Annotated in this window: 16 protein-coding genes and 1 pseudogene; 8 read left to right on the top strand and 9 right to left on the bottom strand. The window is 72.4% G+C overall.

Features of this window, described 5'->3' with window-relative positions; all coding sequences use genetic code 11:
• The first annotated feature begins 22 nt into the window (after positions 1-22).
• From IE245_RS06210 to IE245_RS06200, 3 genes are read left to right on the top strand one after another with little or no spacing between them, the layout of a single operon-like run.
• Positions 23-1462 carry a pyridoxal phosphate-dependent decarboxylase family protein gene (locus IE245_RS06210; protein WP_189945711.1) on the top strand — a complete coding sequence of 480 codons (1440 nt, stop codon included), beginning with the start codon at positions 23-25 and terminating at the stop codon, positions 1460-1462.
• Positions 1449-2732, top strand: a complete 1284-nt coding sequence (locus tag IE245_RS06205; RefSeq protein ID WP_189945710.1) for a lysine N(6)-hydroxylase/L-ornithine N(5)-oxygenase family protein — start codon at positions 1449-1451, stop codon at positions 2730-2732. The genes IE245_RS06210 and IE245_RS06205 overlap by 14 nt, the downstream gene beginning before the upstream one ends.
• Positions 2729-3265, top strand: a complete 537-nt coding sequence (locus IE245_RS06200; protein ID WP_189945709.1) for a GNAT family N-acetyltransferase — start codon at positions 2729-2731, stop codon at positions 3263-3265. The genes IE245_RS06205 and IE245_RS06200 overlap by 4 nt, the downstream gene beginning before the upstream one ends.
• Before the next feature lie 62 nt (positions 3266-3327).
• Here the strand turns inward: IE245_RS06200 and IE245_RS06195 are convergent.
• A pseudogene (locus IE245_RS06195) lies at positions 3328-4519 on the bottom strand (RNA-guided endonuclease InsQ/TnpB family protein); the annotation flags it as partial.
• Positions 4520-4699: 180 nt separating this feature from the next.
• Here IE245_RS06195 and IE245_RS06190 point away from each other — a divergent pair.
• Both IE245_RS06190 and IE245_RS06185 read left to right on the top strand, forming a co-directional pair.
• Positions 4700-6469: an IucA/IucC family protein gene (locus tag IE245_RS06190; RefSeq protein ID WP_189945707.1), complete on the top strand. Its 1770-nt coding sequence runs from the start codon at positions 4700-4702 to the stop codon at positions 6467-6469.
• Between the two features lie 171 nt (positions 6470-6640).
• The gene (locus tag IE245_RS06185; RefSeq protein ID WP_229851102.1) at positions 6641-8158 is read left to right on the top strand and encodes a hypothetical protein; all 1518 of its coding nucleotides are present in this window, start codon (positions 6641-6643) and stop codon (positions 8156-8158) included.
• 72 nt (positions 8159-8230) lie between these two features.
• Here IE245_RS06185 and IE245_RS06180 read toward each other — a convergent pair whose 3' ends face one another.
• The 4 genes from IE245_RS06180 to IE245_RS06165 are packed head-to-tail and all read right to left on the bottom strand — an operon-like array spanning position 8231 to position 13879.
• Positions 8231-9391 (bottom strand): acyl-CoA dehydrogenase family protein, encoded by a 1161-nt coding sequence (locus IE245_RS06180; protein WP_189945706.1) that lies wholly within the window; start codon positions 9389-9391, stop codon positions 8231-8233.
• Positions 9392-9393: 2 nt separating this feature from the next.
• A complete protein-coding gene (locus IE245_RS06175) occupies positions 9394-10329 on the bottom strand; it encodes a hydroxymethylglutaryl-CoA lyase (RefSeq protein ID WP_189945705.1) in 936 nt (311 codons plus the stop codon).
• On the bottom strand, positions 10326-12251 hold the full coding sequence (locus IE245_RS06170; RefSeq protein ID WP_189945857.1) for an ATP-binding protein: 1926 nt from the start codon (positions 12249-12251) through the stop codon (positions 10326-10328). Before IE245_RS06170 ends, IE245_RS06175 begins: the two co-directional genes overlap by 4 nt.
• 20 nt (positions 12252-12271) lie before the next feature.
• Positions 12272-13879 carry a carboxyl transferase domain-containing protein gene (locus tag IE245_RS06165; protein ID WP_189945704.1) on the bottom strand — a complete coding sequence of 536 codons (1608 nt, stop codon included), beginning with the start codon at positions 13877-13879 and terminating at the stop codon, positions 12272-12274.
• An 87-nt stretch (positions 13880-13966) separates the two neighbouring features.
• Between IE245_RS06165 and IE245_RS06160 the strand changes: the two genes are divergently transcribed.
• The gene (locus IE245_RS06160) at positions 13967-14569 is read left to right on the top strand and encodes an SACE_7040 family transcriptional regulator (RefSeq protein WP_189945703.1); all 603 of its coding nucleotides are present in this window, start codon (positions 13967-13969) and stop codon (positions 14567-14569) included.
• Positions 14570-14601: 32 nt separating this feature from the next.
• Here the strand turns inward: IE245_RS06160 and IE245_RS06155 are convergent, their stop codons facing one another.
• A complete protein-coding gene (locus tag IE245_RS06155) occupies positions 14602-16065 on the bottom strand; it encodes an MFS transporter (protein ID WP_189945702.1) in 1464 nt (487 codons plus the stop codon).
• 112 nt (positions 16066-16177) lie between these two features.
• Here IE245_RS06155 and IE245_RS06150 point away from each other — a divergent pair, with 112 nt between their 5' ends.
• Both IE245_RS06150 and IE245_RS06145 read left to right on the top strand, forming a co-directional pair.
• Positions 16178-16690, top strand: coding sequence for a MarR family winged helix-turn-helix transcriptional regulator (locus tag IE245_RS06150; RefSeq protein WP_189945701.1), 513 nt, complete (start codon positions 16178-16180; stop codon positions 16688-16690).
• A 5-nt stretch (positions 16691-16695) separates the two neighbouring features.
• Positions 16696-17478: a phosphatase gene (locus IE245_RS06145; RefSeq protein ID WP_189945700.1), complete on the top strand. Its 783-nt coding sequence runs from the start codon at positions 16696-16698 to the stop codon at positions 17476-17478.
• Here the strand turns inward: IE245_RS06145 and IE245_RS06140 are convergent.
• The 3 genes from IE245_RS06140 to IE245_RS06130 are packed head-to-tail and all read right to left on the bottom strand — an operon-like array spanning position 17467 to position 20457.
• Complete coding sequence (locus IE245_RS06140; RefSeq protein ID WP_189945699.1) at positions 17467-18405, bottom strand: cation diffusion facilitator family transporter; 939 nt, start codon at positions 18403-18405, stop codon at positions 17467-17469. The genes IE245_RS06145 and IE245_RS06140 overlap by 12 nt on opposite strands.
• A 24-nt stretch (positions 18406-18429) precedes the next feature.
• Positions 18430-19299, bottom strand: coding sequence for an acyl-CoA thioesterase (locus IE245_RS06135; RefSeq protein WP_189945698.1), 870 nt, complete (start codon positions 19297-19299; stop codon positions 18430-18432).
• Positions 19300-20457: an acyl-CoA dehydrogenase family protein gene (locus tag IE245_RS06130; protein ID WP_189945697.1), complete on the bottom strand. Its 1158-nt coding sequence runs from the start codon at positions 20455-20457 to the stop codon at positions 19300-19302.
• Between the last annotated feature and the right edge of the window lie 39 nt (positions 20458-20496).

The raw sequence follows: 20496 nt of genomic DNA, 5'->3' as shown, positions 1-20496 counted from the left end.
TCATCCCCGGAAGGGCCCCCACATGCGTTCGCACCTGCTCAACGACACGACGGCGGAGAGCTACCGACGCTCCGTCACCGAAGGGGTCGAGCGGGTGGCGGCCAAACTCGCCACGACGCGCGGCCCGTTCACCGGCGTCACCCCCGCCGAACTGGCGCCCGTGATCGACGCCGTGGACCTCGACCGGCCCCTCGGCGACGCCTCCGCCGCCCTCGACGAGCTGGAGGACGTCTACCTCCGCGACGCGGTCTACTTCCACCACCCGCGCTACCTCGGCCACCTCAACTGCCCGGTCGTCATCCCCGCCGTCCTCGGCGAGGCCGTCCTCTCGGCCGTCAACTCCTCCCTCGACACCTGGGACCAGTCCGCCGGCGGCACCCTCATCGAGCGCAAGATCGTCGACTGGACCACCGGCCGCATCGGCCTCGGCCCCCTCGCCGACGGCGTCTTCACCAGCGGCGGCACCCAGTCCAACCTCCAGGCGCTGCTGATCGCCCGCGAGGAGGCCGGCACCGACGACCTGTCGAAGCTGCGGATCTTCTCCTCCGAGTGCAGCCACTTCTCCGTCCAGAAGTCGGCCAAACTCCTCGGTCTCGGCCGCGACGCGGTCGTCTCGGTCCCGGTCGACAAGACCAAGCGGATGCAGTCCGTCGTCCTCGCCGCCGAGCTGGAGGCCTGCCGCGCCGAGGGCCTCGTCCCGATGGCGATCGTCGCCACCGCCGGCACCACCGACTTCGGCTCCATCGACCCGCTGCCCGAGATCGCCGCCCTCGCCGAGGAGTACGGCGCCTGGATGCACGTCGACGCCGCCTACGGCTGCGGACTGCTCGCCTCGCTGAAGCGCCGCCACCTCCTCGACGGCATCGAGCACGCCGACTCGGTCACCGTCGACTACCACAAGTCCTTCTTCCAGCCGGTCAGTTCCTCCGCCGTGCTGGTCCGCGACCGGGCCACCCTGCGCCACGCGACCTACCACGCGGACTACCTCAACCCGCTGCGCACCGTCGCCGAGCAGATCCCCAACCAGGTCGACAAGTCGCTCCAGACCACCCGCCGCTTCGACGCCCTCAAGCTGTGGATGACCCTGCGGGTCATGGGCGCGGACGGCGTCGGCGAGCTCTTCGACGAGGTCTGCGACCTGGCCTCCGCCGGATACGAGCTGCTCGCCGCCGACCCCCGCTACGACGTGGTCGTGGACCCGCAGCTGTCCACCCTCGTCTACCGCTACGTCCCCGAGGCCGTCACCTCGCCCGCCGAGATCGACCGCGCCAACCTCCACGCCCGCAAGGCGCTCTTCGCCTCGGGCGAGGCCGTCGTCGCCGGCACCAAGGTCGACGGCCGCCAGTACCTCAAGTTCACCTTGCTCAACCCCGAGACCACGGTGGCCGACATCGCCGCCGTCCTCGATCTGATCGCCGGCCACGCCGAGCAGTACCTGGGAGAGAACCTTGTCCACGCCTGAGATCGCTGAGATCCACGACTTCATCGGGATCGGGCTCGGTCCGTTCAACCTGGGCCTCGCCTGCCTCACCGAGCCCATCGACGAACTGAACGGCCTCTTCCTGGAGTCCAAGCCGGGCTTCGAGTGGCACTCGGGGATGTTCCTCGAAGGCGCCCACCTCCAGACGCCGTTCATGTCGGACCTGGTGACCCTCGCCGACCCGACCTCGCCGTACTCCTTCCTCAACTACCTGAAGGAGAAGGGCCGGCTGTACTCGTTCTACATCCGGGAGAACTTCTACCCGCTGCGCGCCGAGTACAACGACTACTGCCGCTGGGCCGCCGACCGGGTCACCTCGATCCGCTTCTCCACCACCGTCTCCTCCGTCTCCTACGACGAGGCCGGCGAGGTGTACGTCGTCGCCACCGAGGCCGGAGAAACGTTCCTGGCCCGCCGGATCGTCCTCGGCACCGGCACCCCGCCGTACCTCCCCGACTCCTGCCGCGAGCTCGGCGGCGACCTGATCCACAACTCGCGCTACGTGCCGAACAAGGAGGCGCTCCAGCGCAAGAAGTCGATCACGATCGTCGGCAGCGGCCAGTCCGCCGCCGAGATCTACCACGACCTCCTGTCGGAGATCGACGTCCACGGCTACAAGCTCAACTGGGTCACCCGCTCCCCGCGCTTCTTCCCGCTGGAGTACACCAAGCTCACCCTGGAGATGACCTCCCCCGAGTACGTGGACTACTTCCACGCGCTCCCCGAGGAGACCCGCTACCGCCTGGAGACCCAGCAGAAGGGCCTCTTCAAGGGCATCAACGGCGACCTCATCGACGCCATCTTCGACCTGCTCTACCAGAAGAACTTCGCCGGCCCGGTCCCCACCCGCCTGCTCACCAACTCCGCGCTGCACACCGCCGCGTACGACGAGGCCTCGGGCACGTACACCCTCGGCTTCCGCCAGGAGGAGCAGGAGAAGGAGTACGAGATCGAGACCGAGGGCCTGATCCTCGCGACCGGCTACAAGTACGCCGTCCCCGCCTTCCTGGAGCCGCTGAAGGACCGGCTGCGCTTCGACGGCCAGGGCCGCTTCGACGTCGCCCGCAACTACGCGGTCGACACCACCGGGCGCGAGGTCTTCCTCCAGAACGCCGGCGTCCACACCCACTCGATCACCTCGCCCGACCTGGGCATGGGGGCGTACCGCAACGCGTACATCATCGGCGAGATGCTGGGGTCCGAGTACTACCCCGTCGAGAAGTCCATCGCTTTCCAGGAGTTCGCCGTATGACCGTCCGCTTCCGCCCGCTCGACCCCGTCCAGGACGCGGAGCTGATCCACGCCTGGGTCACCCACCCCAAGGCCGCGTTCTGGATGATGCAGGACGCCACCGTCGAGGACGTCGAGCGCGAGTACGCCGCCTTCGCCGCCGACCCGCACCACCAGGCCTTCATCGGGCTCGTGGACGGCACCCCGGCGATCCTCATGGAGCGGTACGACCCGTCGCGGCTGGAGCTCGTCGGCCTGTACGACCCGCTCCCCGGCGACGTCGGCATGCACTTCCTCGTCGCCCCCACCGACACCCCGGTGCACGGCTTCACCCGCATGGTGATCACCGAGGTCATGCGCGAGCTGTTCGCCGACCCGGCGACCGCCCGCGTGGTCGTCGAGCCCGACGTCGCCAACAAGGCCGTCCACGCCCTCAACGAGGCCGTCGGCTTCGTCCCCGAGCGCGAGATCCAGAAGCCCGAGAAGAAGGCGCTCCTGAGCTTCTGCACCCGGGCCCAGTTCGAGTCCGCCACCGCCGTCGGAGCGCGCATTTGACTCCTCCCCCTCGTAAACGAGGGGGATTCCTAGCTCACGTTGCCTGCCCCCCGGCGGGGCGCAGGTCTTACACGATCAGCACTAGCCGGGTTGAAGACCAGCCCGGACCAGCATCACGTGGGCGCTGTTCTTGTCCCTCGGGGACACGGCGCCGCACGCGGTGCAGGCATACGTCCGTTCGGATAGGGGAAGTACGTGCTTGGTTCTCGCTCCGCACTGCGCGCAGTCCATGGTGGTGTGCGCGGGGTGAACCAGGTGCACGATGCGCCCGTGCTTGCGGGCCATCTCCACCAGGGCTTTCTTCGTGGCGCTGATCGCAGCGTCTGCCGCCTTGCGGGCCATGGTGGTCTTCGCGAGGAACTCGGGGCGGAAGTCCTCCACGGCGATGGCGTCGTGATCGCGGACCACGGACTTGGCCCACTTACGGCCGGTGTCCTGGCGCTGGGCGGCGACCTTGCGGTGCAGCTTCGCAGCCTGCCGCTTCGCCTCGCGATAGCCCTTCGATCCGGCCTGTCCCTTCGCCGGGCGGCGACGGGCCGTCATCCGCTGGTAGCGGGCGAGTTTCTGCGCAGCCGTCTTCCCGTGCTGGGCATGGGGAAGGTCGTGTGCGTCGGACGTGGTGGTGGCGGTCTCCTTGACGCCCCAGTCGATCCCGATCACATGCCCGGTCCCGGGCAGGGCCTCGGTCACGGCGGGGACGACGAACGACGCCCACCAGTGCCCGACCGCATCCCGGTACACGCGCACCGAGGACGGCGGCTCGGGCAGCCGGCGCGACCACACTGGCCGCACGACGATCCCACCCGCCAGATGCAGCCGGCCCTCTTTGAGGCGGAACCCGCGGCGGGTGTATTCGAGGGTGGGCAGCGCCTCGCGCTTCTTCTTGTACTTCGGCATCCCGGCCCGCTGCCGCATCGGCAGTCTGGCCTTGATGTCCTTCAGGGCCTTGGCCCGGGACTTGCCGAAGTCGCGTATCGATTGCTGCTGCGGGACGCACGCGCCCTCGGCCAGCCAGGGCGTACGGGCACGGGCCTCGGTCAGCATCGCCGCGAGCTGCACCGGACCGCAGGTCTCCTTCTCGCCGGTCGCCCGGTTGCGCGCGTGCACGGCCTTGGACTTGGCGACGCACTCGTTCCACACCCAACGCGCCCGGTCCCACTCCGCCGCAAGTGCGGTCCGGGCCGACGACGACAGGCGCAGACGGTAGGTGTACCGACAATGGCCAGTCGCCCCCGTGATCGCTTCTGTCGTCATGCATCCAAACCTAGCCGGGATGACTGACAGCTGAGCCCCACCATCCTGTTTGGCGCCCCTCACCAGTGGTTTTGGTGCACGCCGATCCGCCCTGGCGGCGAATCGGCTTCCCTGCCCGCTCACGCGGGAGCACGTTTCCTCCCCCGGCTGAAGCCGGGGGTATCCGCGAAGGAAGACTCGATGAACCCCGTCTCCCACCTCACCCCCGAGCGCTGGGCCGCCGCCAACCGCGCGCTCGTCCGCAAGGGCCTCGCCGAGTTCGCCCACGAGCGGCTGCTGAACCCGCAGGAGCTGGGCGAGTCCCGCTACCGGGTGCTCAGCGACGACGGCGCCACCGAGTACCGCTTCACCGCGGACCGTTTCGCCCTCGACCACTGGCAGGTCTACCCCGAGTCGATCAGCTGTCACCGGGGCGACGAACAGCTCCCCCTCGACGCGCTCCGGTTCGTCACCGAGCTGCGCGGCTCGCTCGGCCTCAGCGACGAGATCCTCCCGGTCTACCTGGAGGAGATCTCCTCCACCCTCGCCGGCACCGCCTACAAGGCGACCAAGCCGCAGGTGCCCGCCGCCGAGCTGGCCCGCGCGGACTTCCAGGCCATCGAGACCGGCATGACCGAGGGCCACCCCTGCTTCGTCGCCAACAACGGCCGCCTCGGCTTCGGCGTCGACGAGTACCGCGCCTACGCCCCCGAGGCCGCCAGCCCGATCCACCTGGTGTGGCTGGCCGCCCGCCGCGACCGGGCCGCCTTCACCGCCGGCGCCGGCATCGAGTACGACGCCTTCATCCGCGCCGAGCTCGGCGACGCCGCCGTCGACCGCTTCGCCGGCATCCTCGCCGGCCTCGGCCTGGACCTCGCCGACTACCTCCTCATGCCGGCCCACCCCTGGCAGTGGTGGAACAAGCTGTCGGTGACCTTCGCCGCCGAGGTGGCGCAGCAGCGCCTGGTGTACCTCGGCGAGGGCGAGGACGCCTACCTGGCGCAGCAGTCGATCCGCACCTTCTTCAACACCTCCGACCCGGCCAAGCACTACGTGAAGACCGCCCTGTCGGTCCTCAACATGGGCTTCATGCGCGGGCTCTCGGCCGCCTACATGGAGGCGACGCCGGCCATCAACGACTGGCTGGCGCAGCTGATCGAGTCGGACTCCGTCCTCAAGGCGGCCCGCTTCTCGATCATCCGCGAGCGGGCGGCGGTCGGCTACCGGCACCTGGAGTACGAGGCCGCCACGGACCGCTACTCGCCCTACCGCAAGATGCTCGCCGCCCTCTGGCGCGAGTCGCCGGTGGAGCGGCTCGCGGAGGGCGAGCGGCTGGCGACGATGGCGTCGCTGCTGCACGTCGACCACGCGGGCGCGTCCTTCGCGGGCGCCCTGATCAAGGAGTCCGGCCTGGCGCCGGAGGCCTGGCTGCGCGGCTACCTCGACGCGTACCTCATGCCGGTCCTGCACTGCTTCTACGCCTACGACCTGGTCTACATGCCGCACGGCGAGAACGTGATCCTGGTCCTGGACGAGCGCGGCGCGGTCGACCGGGCGATCTTCAAGGACATCGCCGAGGAGATCTGCGTGATGGACCCGCAGGCGGTCCTCCCGCCGGCGGTGGAGCGGATCCGCGCCGACGTCCCCGAGTCCATGAAGCTCCTGTCCGTCTTCACGGACGTCTTCGACTGCTTCTTCCGCTTCCTGGGGGCGACCCTGGCGGCCGAGGGCACGGTCGCCGAGGACGTCTTCTGGCGCGCGGTCGCCGACTGCGTGAGGCGCTACCAGGACTCCAAGCCGGAGCTGGCGGACCGCTTCGCGCAGTACGACATGTTCGCGGAGACCTTCGCCCTGTCCGCCCTGAACCGCCTCCAGCTGCGCAACAACAAGCAGATGGTCGACCTGGCGGACCCGTCCGGCGCGCTCCAGCTCGTCGGCGACCTGGTGAACCCGATCGCCCGCTTCGCGTAGGCGGTACGGCCCCGAGGCCGGCGCGGGCCCCGGCGGAGTACGGTCCTCCGCCGGGGCCCGCGTCGTCCTTCCCGGCCGGGGCCGCCCCCACTGCTCCTGTCGGGGTGCCGGGGGCCCGTCGTGCGGCGCGCCGCCGCGCCCGGGGTGCCGGGCGCGCCGAGGGTGGACGGGATGACGACCCCCGAAGCACGTGCCCGTCCGCGGTCCCCGCGCGATCCGCAGCCCACGGGAGGCCGCCGGCCGCCGGGCCGGGCGTGGCCCCTGGTCGCCGTCGCCGTGGCCTTCGTCCTCGCCCAACTGGCGCTGGCCGTGCCGGGAACCGGGCTCGGCTGGGACGAGGCGGTGTACGTCAGCCAGGTCGGCGGCAACGCCCCGCCCGCCTACTTCAGCGCGCCGCGCGCCCGGGGCATCAGCTATCTCGTCGCCCCCGTGGCGGCGTTCACCGCCTCCACCGGAGTCATCCGGCTCTACCTCGCGCTGCTCTCCGGCGCCGCGCTGCTCGGAGTGCTGTGGCTGTGGCGGCCGGTGCTGCCGGTGCGGGTGCTCGCCGTCGCGGGCGCGCTCTTCGCCGGGCTGTGGGTCACGCTCTTCTACGGGCCGCGCGTGATGCCCAACCTGTGGTGCGCCTTCGGGGCGCTCGCCGCCGTCGGCTGCCTCCTGCGCGCCGTCGCCCCGCCGGGGCGGGACCGCCGGTCGGTGGCCGGGCTCGGCGCCGCCGTCGCCGGCGTCACGCTGCTGCGGCCGGCCGACGGGCTCTGGCTCGCGCTGCCGCTGACCGCCGTCGCGCTCCTGGTCCCGGCCTGGCGCCGCCCCGTGCTGCCGGCCGTGACGGTCGCCGGACTGGTGCTCGGCGCCGTGCCGTGGGTGGTGGAGGCGTACACCTCGTACGGCGGTCTCGCCGCCCGGCTGCACCGCGCCGGGGAGATCCAGGGAACCCTGGGCCGGCACTTCGCCGTCGACGACCACGTGCGGGCGCTCGCCGGCCGCACCCTGTGCCGGCCGTGCGACGTGCCGTGGGACCACCCGTGGACGGCGGTGTGGTGGTTCCCGCTGCCGCTCCTGGTCGCCGGCGGTCTCGTCGCCGCCGTCCGGGCCGGCCGGGGGACCGCCGTCGTCCTCGCGACCGTCACCGCCGCCTCGCTGGCGTTCCCGTACCTCTTCACGATCGGGTACGCGGCCCCCCGCTTCCTGCTGCCCGCCTACGCCCTGCTGGCCCTCCCCGTCGCGGAGTGCCTCCTGGGGGCGGTCGGCGCGGTGCGCCCGGCCCGCCGGCCGTTCGTCGCGGGGCTGCTCGCCGCCGGCTTCCTCGCCCACCTCGCCGTGCAGTACGCCGTCCTGGACCGGGCCGTCGGCTACAGCCGATCGGTGCGCGCCCAGTTCACCGGCGTCGCCGCCGCCCTGGGAGCCCTCGGCGTCCGCCCGCCGTGCACGGTGACCGGCCGCGAGTACGTGCCGATCGGCTACTACACCGGCTGCTCCTCCCGCCAGCCGCGCGGCCACGACGGCAGCATCACCGAGGCGGGCCTGGCCGAGCTGGCCCGGCACCGGCCGCTCGTCGTCGTCGTCCACGCCGGCAGGACCCCGCCCGCCTACGCCGCGGACTGGCCCGTCACCCGCCTCCCCTCGGCCCCCGGCTGGCGCGCGTTCGACGCCTACGTCTCGCCGAGCGCCCGCCCGGGCACCGGCTGACCCCCCAGGGGCCCGGAACGGGGCGCGCCCGCCGCACACGGTCCGGTGCGGCGGGCGCGGGGCGCCGGGGGCTCAGCCGGCGAAGCCCAGTTCGCGGGCGATCAGCATGCGCTGGACCTCGCTGGTGCCCTCGCCGATCTCCAGGATCTTGGAGTCGCGCCACATGCGGGCCACCGGGTACTCGTTCATGAAGCCGTAGCCGCCGTGGATCTGGGTCGCCTCGCGGGCGTTGTCGACGGCGACGGTGGAGGAGTACAGCTTGGCGATCGCCGCCTCCTTCTTGAAGGGCTCCCCCATGACCAGGCGGGAGGCGGCGTCGCGCCAGCCGATGCGGGCCATGTGGGCGCGCGTCTCCATGTCGGCGAGCTTGAACTGGATGGCCTGGTTGTCGCCGATCGGACGGCCGAAGGCGTGACGTTCCTTCGCGTACTTCACGGACTCGTCGACGCAGCCCTGCGCGAGGCCGGTGGCGAGGGCGGCGATGGCGACCCGGCCCTCGTCGAGGATGCGGAGGAACTGGGCGTAGCCGCGGCCCTCCTCGCCGAGGAGGTTCTCCACCGGGACGCGGACGTCGTCGAAGGAGAGCTCGCGGGTGTCCGAGGCGTTCCAGCCGACCTTCGAGTAGGGGGCGGCGACGGTGAAGCCGGGGGTGCCGGACGGGACGATGATCGAGGAGATCAGCGGGCGGCCGTCGGGCTTGCGGCCGGTGACGGCCGTGACCGTCACCAGACCGGTGATGTCCGTGCCGGAGTTGGTGATGAAGCACTTCGAGCCGTTGATGACCCAGTGGTCGCCGTCCCGGACGGCGGTGGTGCGGGTGCCGCCCGCGTCCGAGCCCGCGCCGGGCTCGGTCAGGCCGAAGGCGCCGAGCACCTCGCCGGCGCACAGCTTCGGCAGCCACTGCCGCTTCTGCTCCTCGGTGCCGAAGAGGTGCAGCGGCATCGCGCCGAGCGAGACGCCCGCCTCCAGGGTGATGGCGACGGAGGAGTCGACGCGGGCCAGCTCCTCCAGGGCGATGCCGAGGGCGAGGTAGTCGCCGCCCATGCCGCCGTACTCCTCCGGGAACGGCAGGCCGAAGAGGCCCATGCGGCCCATCTCGGCGACGATCTCGTACGGGAACTCGTGGCGCTCGTAGTAGTCGCCGATCTTCGGCGCCACGACGTCGTGGGCGAAGGCCTCGACGGTGCGGCGGAGTTCCTCGTGCTCTGCGGAGAGCCGGTGGTCGAGGGACATGCTCAGGACTCCTTGTGGGAGAGGGCGCGGACGGTACGGGACGGGCTCGGGCGGCCCAGCTGTTCGGCCATCCACACGCTCGTGGCGGTGAGGGCGGCCAGGTCGACCCCGGTCTCGATGCCGAGGCCGTCGAGCATCCACACCAGGTCCTCGGTGGCGAGGTTGCCGGTGGCGGACTTGGCGTACGGGCAGCCGCCGAGGCCGCCCGCGGAGGCGTCCACCGTCGTGACGCCGTGCCGCAGCGCGGCCAGCGTGTTCGACAGCGCCTGCCCGTAGGTGTCGTGGAAGTGCACGGCGAGGCGGGAGGTGGGGACCCCGGCCTCGTTCAGCTCCCGCAGGAGCCGCTGGACGTGGCCGGGGGTGGCGACGCCGATGGTGTCGCCGAGGCTCAGCTCGTCGCAGCCCATGTCGGCGAGCGCCTTGGAGACGCGGACGGTCTGCTCGACGGGGACGGCGCCCTCCCAGGGGTCGCCGAAGCACATCGACAGATAGCCGCGGACCTTCAGGCCGGCCTCTATGGCCCGGATGACGACCGGCTCGAACATGGCGAGCGCCTCGTCGACGGTCCGGTTGAGGTTGGCCTTGGCGAAGGACTCGGTGGCGGAGGCGAAGACGGCGACCTCGCGGGCGCCGAGCGCGAGCGCCCGGTCGAGGCCGCGCTCGTTCGGCACGAGGACCGGCAGGCGGACGGGCAGTCCGTGGACGAGCGGGAACAGGGCCTCCGCGTCGGCCAGCTGGGGCACCCACTTCGGGTGCACGAAGCTGGTCGCCTCGACGGTGGGGAGACCGGCGGCGGCGAGCCGCCGGATGAACTCCGCCTTCACCCCGGTCGGGACGGCCGTCTTCTCGTTCTGCAGCCCGTCCCGGGGGCCGACCTCGTGGATCCTGACCCGGGCGGGCAGCGCCGGGTCGGGGACGGTCATGGGCAGGGCGGTCATTCCGCGGCCTCCTCGCGGGGGGTGACGACGGCCAGGACCTGGTCCATGGCGACGGTCGTCCCGGGCGTGACGTCCAGTTCGGTGACGGTGCCGGCGTGCGGGGCGGAGATGACGTGCTCCATCTTCATCGCCTCGACGACGAGCAGGCTCTGCCCGGCCTCCACCTCGTCCCCGACCGCCACCTTGACCACGGTGACGGTGCCGGGCATCGGCGCGGCCAGCGTGTCCGCCCCGCCGTGCCGCGCCCCGGAGAGCGCCGCGGCCACCGGGTCGTGGTCCATGACGTGCCAGGAGTCGCCGTCCCGGCCGAGCCAGGCGCCGGCCCGGCGGAAGGTGTGGGTGACGCCGTCGAGGACGACGGTGACACCGGTGCCGGTGACGCGGGCGCCCGCCGGCGCCTCCACCACGACGGGTTCGAGTCCCGGTACGCGCAGCGGGAAGGCGAGCGGCTTCGGCGTGCCGCCGAGGCGCCAGCCGTCCGGCGCGTCGAACGGGTCCGTCCAGCCCTCGCGCGGCCGCGGCGCGAGCCCGGTCCGGCGTACGGCGGCGGCCGCCGCGTACACCTCGTCCGGCACGCCCGCCGGGACCAGCGACTCCGCGTCCCGCTCCACCAGACCGGTGTCCATCGCGCCCGAGACCACGTCCGGGTGGGCCAGGAGACGGCGGAGGAAGCCCGCGTTCGTGGGGACGCCGAGGGTGGTGAGGTCGGCCAGGGCCGCGCGGAGCTTGCGGAGGGCCGTGGGGCGGTCCTTCGCGTGGACGATGACCTTCGACAGCATCGGGTCGTAGAGGGACGAGACCTCGGTGCCCTCCAGGAGGCCGGAGTCCGTCCGGACGCCGTCGCCCGACGGCTCGTGGAGGGCGAGGACCGTGCCGCCCGACGGGAGGAAGCCGCGGGACGGGTCCTCGGCGCAGATGCGGGCCTCGACCGCCCAGCCGTCGAGGCGGACGTCGTCCTGGGAGAAGCCGAGCGGTTCGCCCGCCGCGACGCGGAGCTGCCACTCCACCAGGTCCAGGCCGGTGACCAGCTCGGTCACCGGGTGCTCGACCTGGAGGCGGGTGTTCATCTCCATGAAGTAGTACTGGGACGGGTCGCCGCCCGGGACGATGAACTCGACCGTGCCCGCGCCGACGTAGCCGCAGGACCGGGCCGCCTCCACCGCCGCCGCGCCCATCGCCGCGCGGGTCGCCTCGTCCAGGAGGACGCTCGGAGCCTCCTCGATGATCTTCTGATGGCGGCGCTGGAGCGAGCACTCGCGCTCGCCGAGGTGCACCACGTTCCCGTGCGCGTCCGCGAGGACCTGGATCTCGATGTGCCGGGGGCGGTCGATCCACCGCTCCACGAGGAGCGTGTCGTCACCGAAGGAGGCGCGGGCCTCGCGGCGGGCCGCCGCGATCTCCTCGTCCAGGACCGTCAGGTCCCGCACCAGGCGCATGCCCTTGCCGCCGCCGCCCGCGCTGGGCTTCAGCAGGACGGGCGGGCCCATCTCCCGCGCGGCCTCGGCCACCCGGGGGTCGGCGTCGCCCGGGACGACGGGCACGCCCGCCGCCTTCACGGTCTCCTTGGCCCGGATCTTGTCGCCCATGAGGGCGATCGCCTCGGCGGACGGGCCGATGAAGACGAGGCCCGCGTCCGCGCAGGCGCGCGCGAAGGCCGCGTTCTCGGCGAGGAAGCCGTAGCCGGGGTGGACGGCCTGCGCCCCGGTGCGGCGGGCCGCGTCCAGGAGGGCGGGGACGGAGAGGTACGACTCCGAGGCCGCGGCGGGCCCGATGCGTACCGCCGTGTCGGCCTCCCGCACGTGCCGGGCGTCGGCGTCGGCGTCGCTGTACACCGCGACCGAGCGGACGCCGAGCGCCCGCAGGGTGCGGATGACGCGGACCGCGATCTCGCCCCGGTTGGCGACGAGGACGGTGTCGAACATGTGCTGCATCGTCAGGGTCCTCACATCCGGAAGACGCCGAACTGGGGGTCACCCAGGGGCGCGTTGGCACAGGCGGTCAGCGCGAGACCGAGCACCTGCCGGGTCTCCAGCGGGTCGATCACGCCGTCGTCCCAGAGGCGGGCGGTCGCGTAGTAGGCGCTGCCCTGCGTCTCGTACTGCTCGCGGATCGGCGCCTTGAACGCCTCCTCCTCGTCGGCGCTCCACGCGTCCCCGAGCTGGTCGCGCTTGACCGTGGCGAGGACCGAGGCGGCCTGCTCGCCGCCCATGACGGAGATCTTGGCGTTGGGCCACATCCACAGGAAGCGGGGGGAGTAGGCCCGGCCGCACATCGAGTAGTTGCCCGCGCCGAAGGAGCCGCCGACGACGACCGTCAGCTTCGGGACGCGCGTGGTGGCGACCGCGGTGACCATCTTGGCGCCGTGCTTGGCGATGCCGCCGTGCTCGTACGCCTTGCCGACCATGAAGCCGGTGATGTTCTGGAGGAAGACCAGCGGGATGCCGCGCTGGTCGCACAGCTCGATGAAGTGCGCGCCCTTCTGGGCGGACTCGGCGAAGAGGATGCCGTTGTTGGCGACGATCCCGACCGGGTGGCCGTGGATGCGGGCGAAGCCGGTGACGAGGGTCTGGCCGTACTCGGACTTGAACTCCTGGAAGCGGGAGCCGTCCACCACGCGGGCGATGACCTCGCGCACGTCGTACGGGGTGCGGGAGTCGACCGGGACGGCGCCGTACAGCCCGTACGGGTCGACCTTCGGCTCCTCGACCGGCTCGACGGACCACGGCAGCGGGCCCCGCTCGGGGAGGGTCGCCACGATGTTCCGGACGATCCGCAGCGCGTGCGCGTCGTCCTCCGCGAGGTGGTCGGTGACGCCGGAGATCCGCGAGTGGACCTCGCCGCCGCCCAGCTCCTCCGCCGTGACGACCTCGCCGGTGGCGGCCTTCACCAGCGGCGGGCCGCCGAGGAAGATCGTGCCCTGGTTCCGGACGATCACGGCCTCGTCGCTCATCGCGGGGACGTACGCGCCGCCGGCCGTGCAGGAGCCCATGACGGCGGCGATCTGCGGGATGCCGGCGCCGGACATGCGGGCCTGGTTGTAGAAGATCCGGCCGAAGTGCTCGCGGTCCGGGAAGACCTCGTCCTGCATCGGCAGGAAGGCGCCGCCGGAGTCGACGAGGTAGAGGCAGGGGAGGCGGTTGTCGAGTGCCACCTCCTGCGCCCGCAGGTGCTTCTTCACCGTCATCGGGTAGTAGGTGCCGCCCTTGACCGTGGCGTCGTTGGCGACGATCACGCACTCGCGGCCGGAGACCCGGCCGATGCCGGCGATGACGCCGGCGGCCGGGGCCTGGTCGCCGTACATGCCGTTCGCCGCGAGCGGGGCCAGCTCCAGGAAGGGCGAACCCGGGTCCAGGAGGGTGTCCACCCGGTCGCGCGGCAGCAGCTTCCCTCGCGCGGTGTGCCGGGCCCGGGACTTCTCACCGCCTCCGAGCGCGGCCTCGGCCAGCTTGGCCCGCAGCGTCTCCGAGAGCTCCTGGTGCGCCGCCTCGTTGGCCCGCCAGGCCGCCGAGGCGGGATCTGCCGCGCTCGACAGCACAGGTGCCTGCCGCATCGACCGATCTCCCTTGTTCGGTTAATGAGCGTTAACGTACGCGGCCCAGGTTAACGACCGCTAACCAGGTTGTCTAGGATGGAGGGCATGAGTACGAGCCCGACCCCGACGCACGCCCGGATGGACGCGCCGACCCGCCGCGAGCAGATCCTCAAGGAGGCCGCCCGTCTCTTCGCCGCGCGCGGGTTCCACGGGGTGGGGGTCGACGAGATAGGGGCCGCGGTCGGCATCAGCGGCCCCGGGCTCTACCGGCACTTCCCCGGCAAGGACGCGATGCTCGCCGAGCTGCTCGTCGGCATCAGCGAGCGGCTCCTCGCCGGCGGCCGGCTGCGGGTCGCGGAGTCGCCCGGCGACCCGGCGGCCCTGCTGGCCGCGCTCATCGACGGGCACATCGACTTCGCCCTCGACGACCGGCCGCTCATCACCCTGCACGACCGCGAGCTCGACCGGCTCAAGGACGAGGACCGCAAGCGCGTCCGGCAGCTCCAGCGCCAGTACGTCGAACTGTGGGTCGACGTGGTGCGCGCCCTGTACCCGGCGGCGTCCGAGCCGGAGGTGCGGGCGGCGGTGCACGCGGTCTTCGGCCTCCTCAACTCCACCCCGCACCTCGGCGCCCCCCTGGAGCGCGCCGAGATGGAACGCCTCCTGCGCAACCTCACCCACGGCGCGCTGGGCGCCCTGGCGGTCTGAACCCCGCCGGCGCCCGCGCCGCCGTTCCGTGACTACGCCGCCGCCGGCCGCTTCCCGCGGGTGAGCCGGCGCAGGACGAGCGCGATGACGAGGGCGACGGCGGAGCAGACCGCGAGGGCCAGGAAGCCGTTGGCGACGCCGGAGGCGGTGGCGTCCCGGGCGGAGGCGCCCTCGCCGAGGCGGCCGTCGACGGTGGTGGCCAGGAGGGTGCCGATCACGGCGATGCCCAGGGCGGCGCCGCTCTCGTTGAAGGTGTTCAGCAGGCCGGAGCCGACGCCCGACTCCGCCACCTCGACGTGTGAGGTGCCGATGCCGAAGAGGGGGACGAAGCAGGCCGGGAGGCCCGCACCGACGACGGCGAGCGCCACGATCGTCAGCCGGACCGAGTCGGGGCCGGTGGCGAGGACACCCGCGCCGACGAGGTGGAGCGCGGCGCCGAGCGCGTACGTCCCGCCCGGCCCGAGCGCGCCGACGAGGGCGGGCGCGACCGTGGCGACGACGAGCGCGGCCAGGCCCATGGGCAGCAGGGAGAGGCCGGTGACGAAGGCGCTCATCCCGTGGACCTGCTGGAAGTACTGGCTGGCCAGGAAGGAGCTGCCGATCATCACGCAGGCGACCAGGAGCAGGCCGATGCTGGACAGCCAGTAGGTCGGCTTGCGCAGCAGGTGCAGCGGGAGCAGCGGGTCGTCCTTGCCCAGCTCCATGAAGGTCACCAGGGCGAGGAGGACCACCGCGGCGGCGAGGCTCATCCAGGCGGTGCGGTCGCCGAAGCCCTCGTGGAGGCGGATCAGGCCGAAGGAGAGGGCGGCGAGTGCGGCCGTGGACACGACGGCCGAGGGGAGCCGGAGCCTGCGGTCGGAGGCGGTGTGCGGCGACGGCAGGGAGCGCAGGGCGCCGACGAGGGCCGCGACGCTGACGGGGAGGTTGATGAGGAAGGCCCAGCGCCAGTCGACGGCGGTGACGATCAGTCCGCCGAGGACGACGCCGATGGTGGCGCCGATCACGCCGAGGCCGCTCCAGACGGTCAGCGCGGTCCTGCGCTGCTCCTCGTCCTGGTAGACCTCCAGGACGATCGAGAGGGCGGCCGCGGAGAGCAGCGCGGCGCCGACGCCCTGCGCGGCGCGTCCGCCGACCAGCAGTTCCTGGTCGGCGGCGACGCCGCAGAGCGCGGAGGCCGCGGCGAACAGGGCGAGCCCGGTGAGGAAGGTGCGGCGCCGGCCGAAGACGTCGGAGACCCGGCCGCCGAAGAGGAGGAGGCTGCCGAACAGCAGGACGTAGGCGCTGACCGTCCACTGGAGGGCCGTCCGGTCCGCGGGCAGGTCCGCTCCGATGGAGGGGAGGGCCACGTTCACGACGGTCGAGTCGAGCATCACCATCAGCTGGGCGACGCCGACCACGACCAGCGCGGTCCAGGGGGCCCTGGCGGGAGCGGCGGGGGCAGTGGGGGCGGCGGGGGAGGGGGCCGGGGCCGGGGGTGCCGGCGTCCGCTGGTTCATGGGGGTCCCTTCTCGCACGGAATCAGATCCATGCGCATGCATTGAATTCGGCCGAACGCTACATCCATGCACATGCATAGACAAGGGGCGGGGGCACGCCTAGGATCGGGGCGTGACCGAAGCACCCCTGACCGACCGCTGGATGGCCACGGTCCGCGCCGGCGCGCAGATCGTCCAGGCCGCGGAGCGCCTGCTCTCCGACACGTACGGCCTGTGCGTCAGCGCCTTCGAGATCATGGACGTCATGGACCGGGAGGACGACTGGCTCCGCGCCGGCGAGCTGAGCGCCCGCGTCTCCCGGAGTCAGCCCCAGGTCTCCCGGCTGCTCGCGCAGATGGTGGACGCCGGATACGCCGAGCGCCGGCCCTGCGCCACCGACCGGCGGGGCTTCGACGTGCGGCTCACCCCGGCCGGCCGGGGGATCTTCGCGGAATCCACCGCCACCGTGGAGGAGTTGCTGGGCGAGCTGTCCGGCACCGCGCCGGAGGTGCGCGGACTGCTCGCCGCCCCGGCCGCCCTGGACGCTCCGGCCGCTCTGGACGCTCTGGACGCTCCGGCCGCCCCGGGGGCCGGGGGCCGGAGTCCGGACGATCCGCACGGTGAAGGCCCCGGCGCGGCAAAATGAGCGGCATGCCGATACTCAGCCGTGACGCCCTCGTCGAGCACCTCGTCCGCAGCCGCATCGCGGGCGACGTCGCCACCCCCCGCGAGAACAACCTCGACCACTACCGCAAGCTCGCCAACGGCGACCGGCACTACTGGCTCGGCCTGGAGCTCGGGGACCGGTGGACGGACGAGCAGGACGTGCTCGCCGTGATGGCCGAGCGCTGCGGCGTCGTCGACGACCCGGCCCACCGCGCCGGGCAGGACACCATCGACCCCGAGCTGACCGTCGACGCCCTCGACCGGATGGCCGCCCGGCTGAAGGAGGCCGCCGCCGCCCGGCAGCGCGTGCTCTTCGCGACCGGCCACCCCGGCGCGCTGATCGACGCGCACGGCAGGGTCGCCGCCGCGCTCCGCGCGCAGGGCTGCGACATCGTGCGGATCCCCGGCGGGCTCGTCGCCGACGAGGGGTACGTCGTGCAGTTCGCGGACGTCGCCGTCTTCGAGCGCGGCGCCAGCCTCTGGCACACCCACTCGCCGGAGCCGATGAACGCGATCCTCGACGGCCTCGCCCTGCTCGGCGAGGCCGCGCCGGACCTCGTCGTCGCCGACCACGGCTGGGCCGGCCGCGCCGCGCAGCGCGGCATCGACTCCGTCGGCTACGCGGACTGCAACGACCCGGCGCTCTTCCTCGCCGAGGCCGAGGGCACCATGAAGGTGACCGTCCCGCTCGACGACCACGTCGTGGACCCGCGCTTCTACGAGCCGCTGACGGCGTACCTGCTGAACGCGGCGGGCCTACTGGTCTGACGGCCCCGGCGTCGGGTCCAGGTAGACCCGCCGCACCGAGGGGAAGCGGGCCCGGAGGCGCGCCTCCGCCTGTTCGCAGGCCCGCTCCACCTCCGCCGCCGTCACCACGTCCCGGAAGTCGACCTTCGCGGCGACCATCACCTCGCCGGGGCCCTGGATCAGGGTGATCAGGTCGAGGACGTCCACCACGTGCGCGACGCCGAGCAGCTCCTCCCGCACCTCCGCCCGCATGGGGCGGGGCAGCGGGCGGCCGATGAGGAGCCGGGCGTTGGCGCGGCCCAGGACCCAGGCCACGTACACGAGCAGGCAGCCGATGAGGATCGAGGCGACGCCGTCCCAGACGCCGGAACCGGTGATCTGGCCGCCGAGGAGGCCGCCGGCCGCGAGCATCAGGCCGGCGAGGGCCGCCGAGTCCTCCAGGACCACCGCCTTCACGGTGGTGTCGGGGGTGAGCCGCAGGTAGTCGGCGAACGGCGCCCGCATCCGTTCCGCCTCCGCCTTGACCTGCTTGACGCCGGTCCGCAGGGAGAAGGCCTCCAGGACGAAGGCGACGCCGAGGACGACGTAGGAGACGAGCGGGTCGCCGAGCTCCTCGCCGTGGGTGAGGGTGTGGATGCCGTCGTAGAGGGAGAAGACGGCGCCGCCGACGAAGGTGGCGACGGCGGCGAGCATCGCCCACACGTACCGCTCGCCCGCGTGCCCGACGGGGTGGTCCTCGTCGGCGGGCTTCTCGCTCCGCTTGAGCGCGGTGAGCAGCATGACCTCGGTGACGGTGTCGGCGACCGAGTGGGCGGCCTCCGAAAGCATCGCGCTCGAACCGCTGATGACGCCCGCCACGGCCTTGGCGACCGCGATCCCGAGGTTCGCGCCCGCCGCCACGATCACCGTGAAGGTGCTCTCGCCGTTGTCCGTCCGTGCCTCTGTCATGACATCGGACGGTATGTCCGGTCGTCAGCGCGGGACGCGAACGACACCCTCCTGGATGACGGAGATCGCGAGCCGCCCGTCCCGCGTCCAGATCCTGGCCTGGCCGAGGCCGCGTCCGCCGGAGGAGGACGGCGACTCCTGGTCGTAGAGGAGCCACTCGTCGGCCCGGAACGGCCGGTGGAACCACATCGCGTGGTCGAGGGAGGCGCCGACCACGTCCCCGACGGCCCAGCCGCCGCGCCCGTGGGCGAGCAGCACCGAGTCGAGCAGGGTCATGTCGGAGACGTAGGTGGCGAGCACCACGTGCAGCAAGGGGTCGTCGGAGAGCTTGCCGGCGGTGCGGAACCAGACCTGCGAGCGCGGTGCGCGCGGCTCGCCGACGGAGCCCCACGGCGGAGTGTCGGCGTACCGCAGGTCGACGGCGCCGCGGGCCTCGACGAGGCGCCGGGCGATGTCCTCCGGCAGGTGCCGGGGGAGCGTCTCCTCGGCGGTCGGCAGCGCGTCCGGGTCGGGCGCGGCCGGCATCTCCGCCTGGTGGTCGAGCCCCTCCTCGTGCGTCTGGAAGGACGCGGAGAGGTGGAAGATCGGCTGCCCGTGCTGGACGGCCACCACCCGCCGGGTGGTGAAGGACCGCCCGTCCCGGATCCGGTCGACCTCGTAGACGATCGGCGCGCCCGGGTCGCCCGGCACGAGGAAGTACGCGTGCAGGGAGTGCGCGAGACGGTCCGCGGGGACGGTCCGGCCCGCGGCCACCAGCGCCTGGGCGGCCACCTGGCCGCCGAAGACGCGGGGGACGATCGCGGACCGGGACTGTCCCCGGAAGATGTCCTGCTCGATCCGCTCCAGGTCGAGGAGGGCGAGCAGGTCATCCAGTGCGGAGGGCGCTTCGGGCACTTACAGGCCCATGCTCTTCGCGATGATCGACTTCATGATCTCGCTGGTGCCGCCGTAGATGCGGTTGACGCGGTTGTCGGCGTACAGGCGGGCGATCGGGTACTCGTTCATGTAGCCGTAGCCGCCGTGCAGCTGGAGGCAGCGGTCGATGACGCGGTGCGCGACCTCGGTGCAGAAGAGCTTGGCGGAGGCGGCCTCGGCCGGGGTCAGCTCGCCCGCGTCCAGGGCCTCCAGGGCGCGGTCGGCGACGGCCTCGGCGGCGTCCACCTCGGCCTGGCAGGCGGCCAGCTCGAACTTGGTGTTCTGGAAGTGGGCGACCGGCTTGCCGAAGACGGTGCGCTCCTGCACGTACTGCTGGGCGAAGCGGACGGCGGCCTTGGCCTGGGCGTAGGCGCCGAAGGCGATGCCCCAGCGCTCGGAGGCCAGGTTGTGGCCGAGGTAATAGAAGCCCTTGCCCTCCTCGCCGAGCAGGTCCTCGACGGGGACCTTGACGTCGACGAAGGCGAGCTCGGCGGTGTCGGAGGTCTTCAGGCCGAGCTTGTCGAGCTTGCGGCCGATCGAGTAGCCCTCGGACTTGGTGTCGACGGCGAAGAGCGAGATGCCGAAGCGGCGGTCGTCCTCGGACGGGGCCGAGGTGCGGGCGCAGACGATGACGCGGTCGGCGTGGACGCCGCCGGTGATGAAGGTCTTGGCGCCGTTGAGGACGTAGTGGGTGCCGTCCTCGGAGAGCTTGGCGGTGGTCTTCATGCCCGCGACGTCGGAACCGGTGCCCGGCTCGGTCATCGCGAGGGCCCACATCTCCTCGCCGGAGACGAACTTCGGCAGGTAGCGCTTCTTCTGGTCCTCGGTGGCGAGCATCTTGATGTACGGCAGGGCGAGCAGCACGTGCACGCCGGAGCCGCCGAACTGCACGCCGGCGCGGGAGGTCTCCTCGTAGAGGACGGCCTCGAACTTGTGGGTGTCGAGGCCGGCGCCGCCGAACTCCTCCGGCACGTTGATGCCGAAGATGCCCAGCTCGCCGAGCTTGTAGTAGAAGTCGCGCGGCGCCTGGCCGGCCGCGAACCACTCGTCGTAGACGGGGACGACCTCGGCCTCGATGAAGGCCCGGATGGTCTCCCGGAACGCCTCGTGGTCCTCGTTGAATACGGTACGGCGCACGGTGCGACTCCTCCGGTGTGCGGGCCCAGTTGTCTAAGC

The organism is Streptomyces roseolus (assembly GCF_014649855.1).
Taxonomy (GTDB): Bacteria; Actinomycetota; Actinomycetes; order Streptomycetales; family Streptomycetaceae; genus Streptomyces; species Streptomyces roseolus.
Note: the sequence above shows the minus strand (reverse complement) of the source record. Positions and strands in the feature narration are given on the sequence as shown.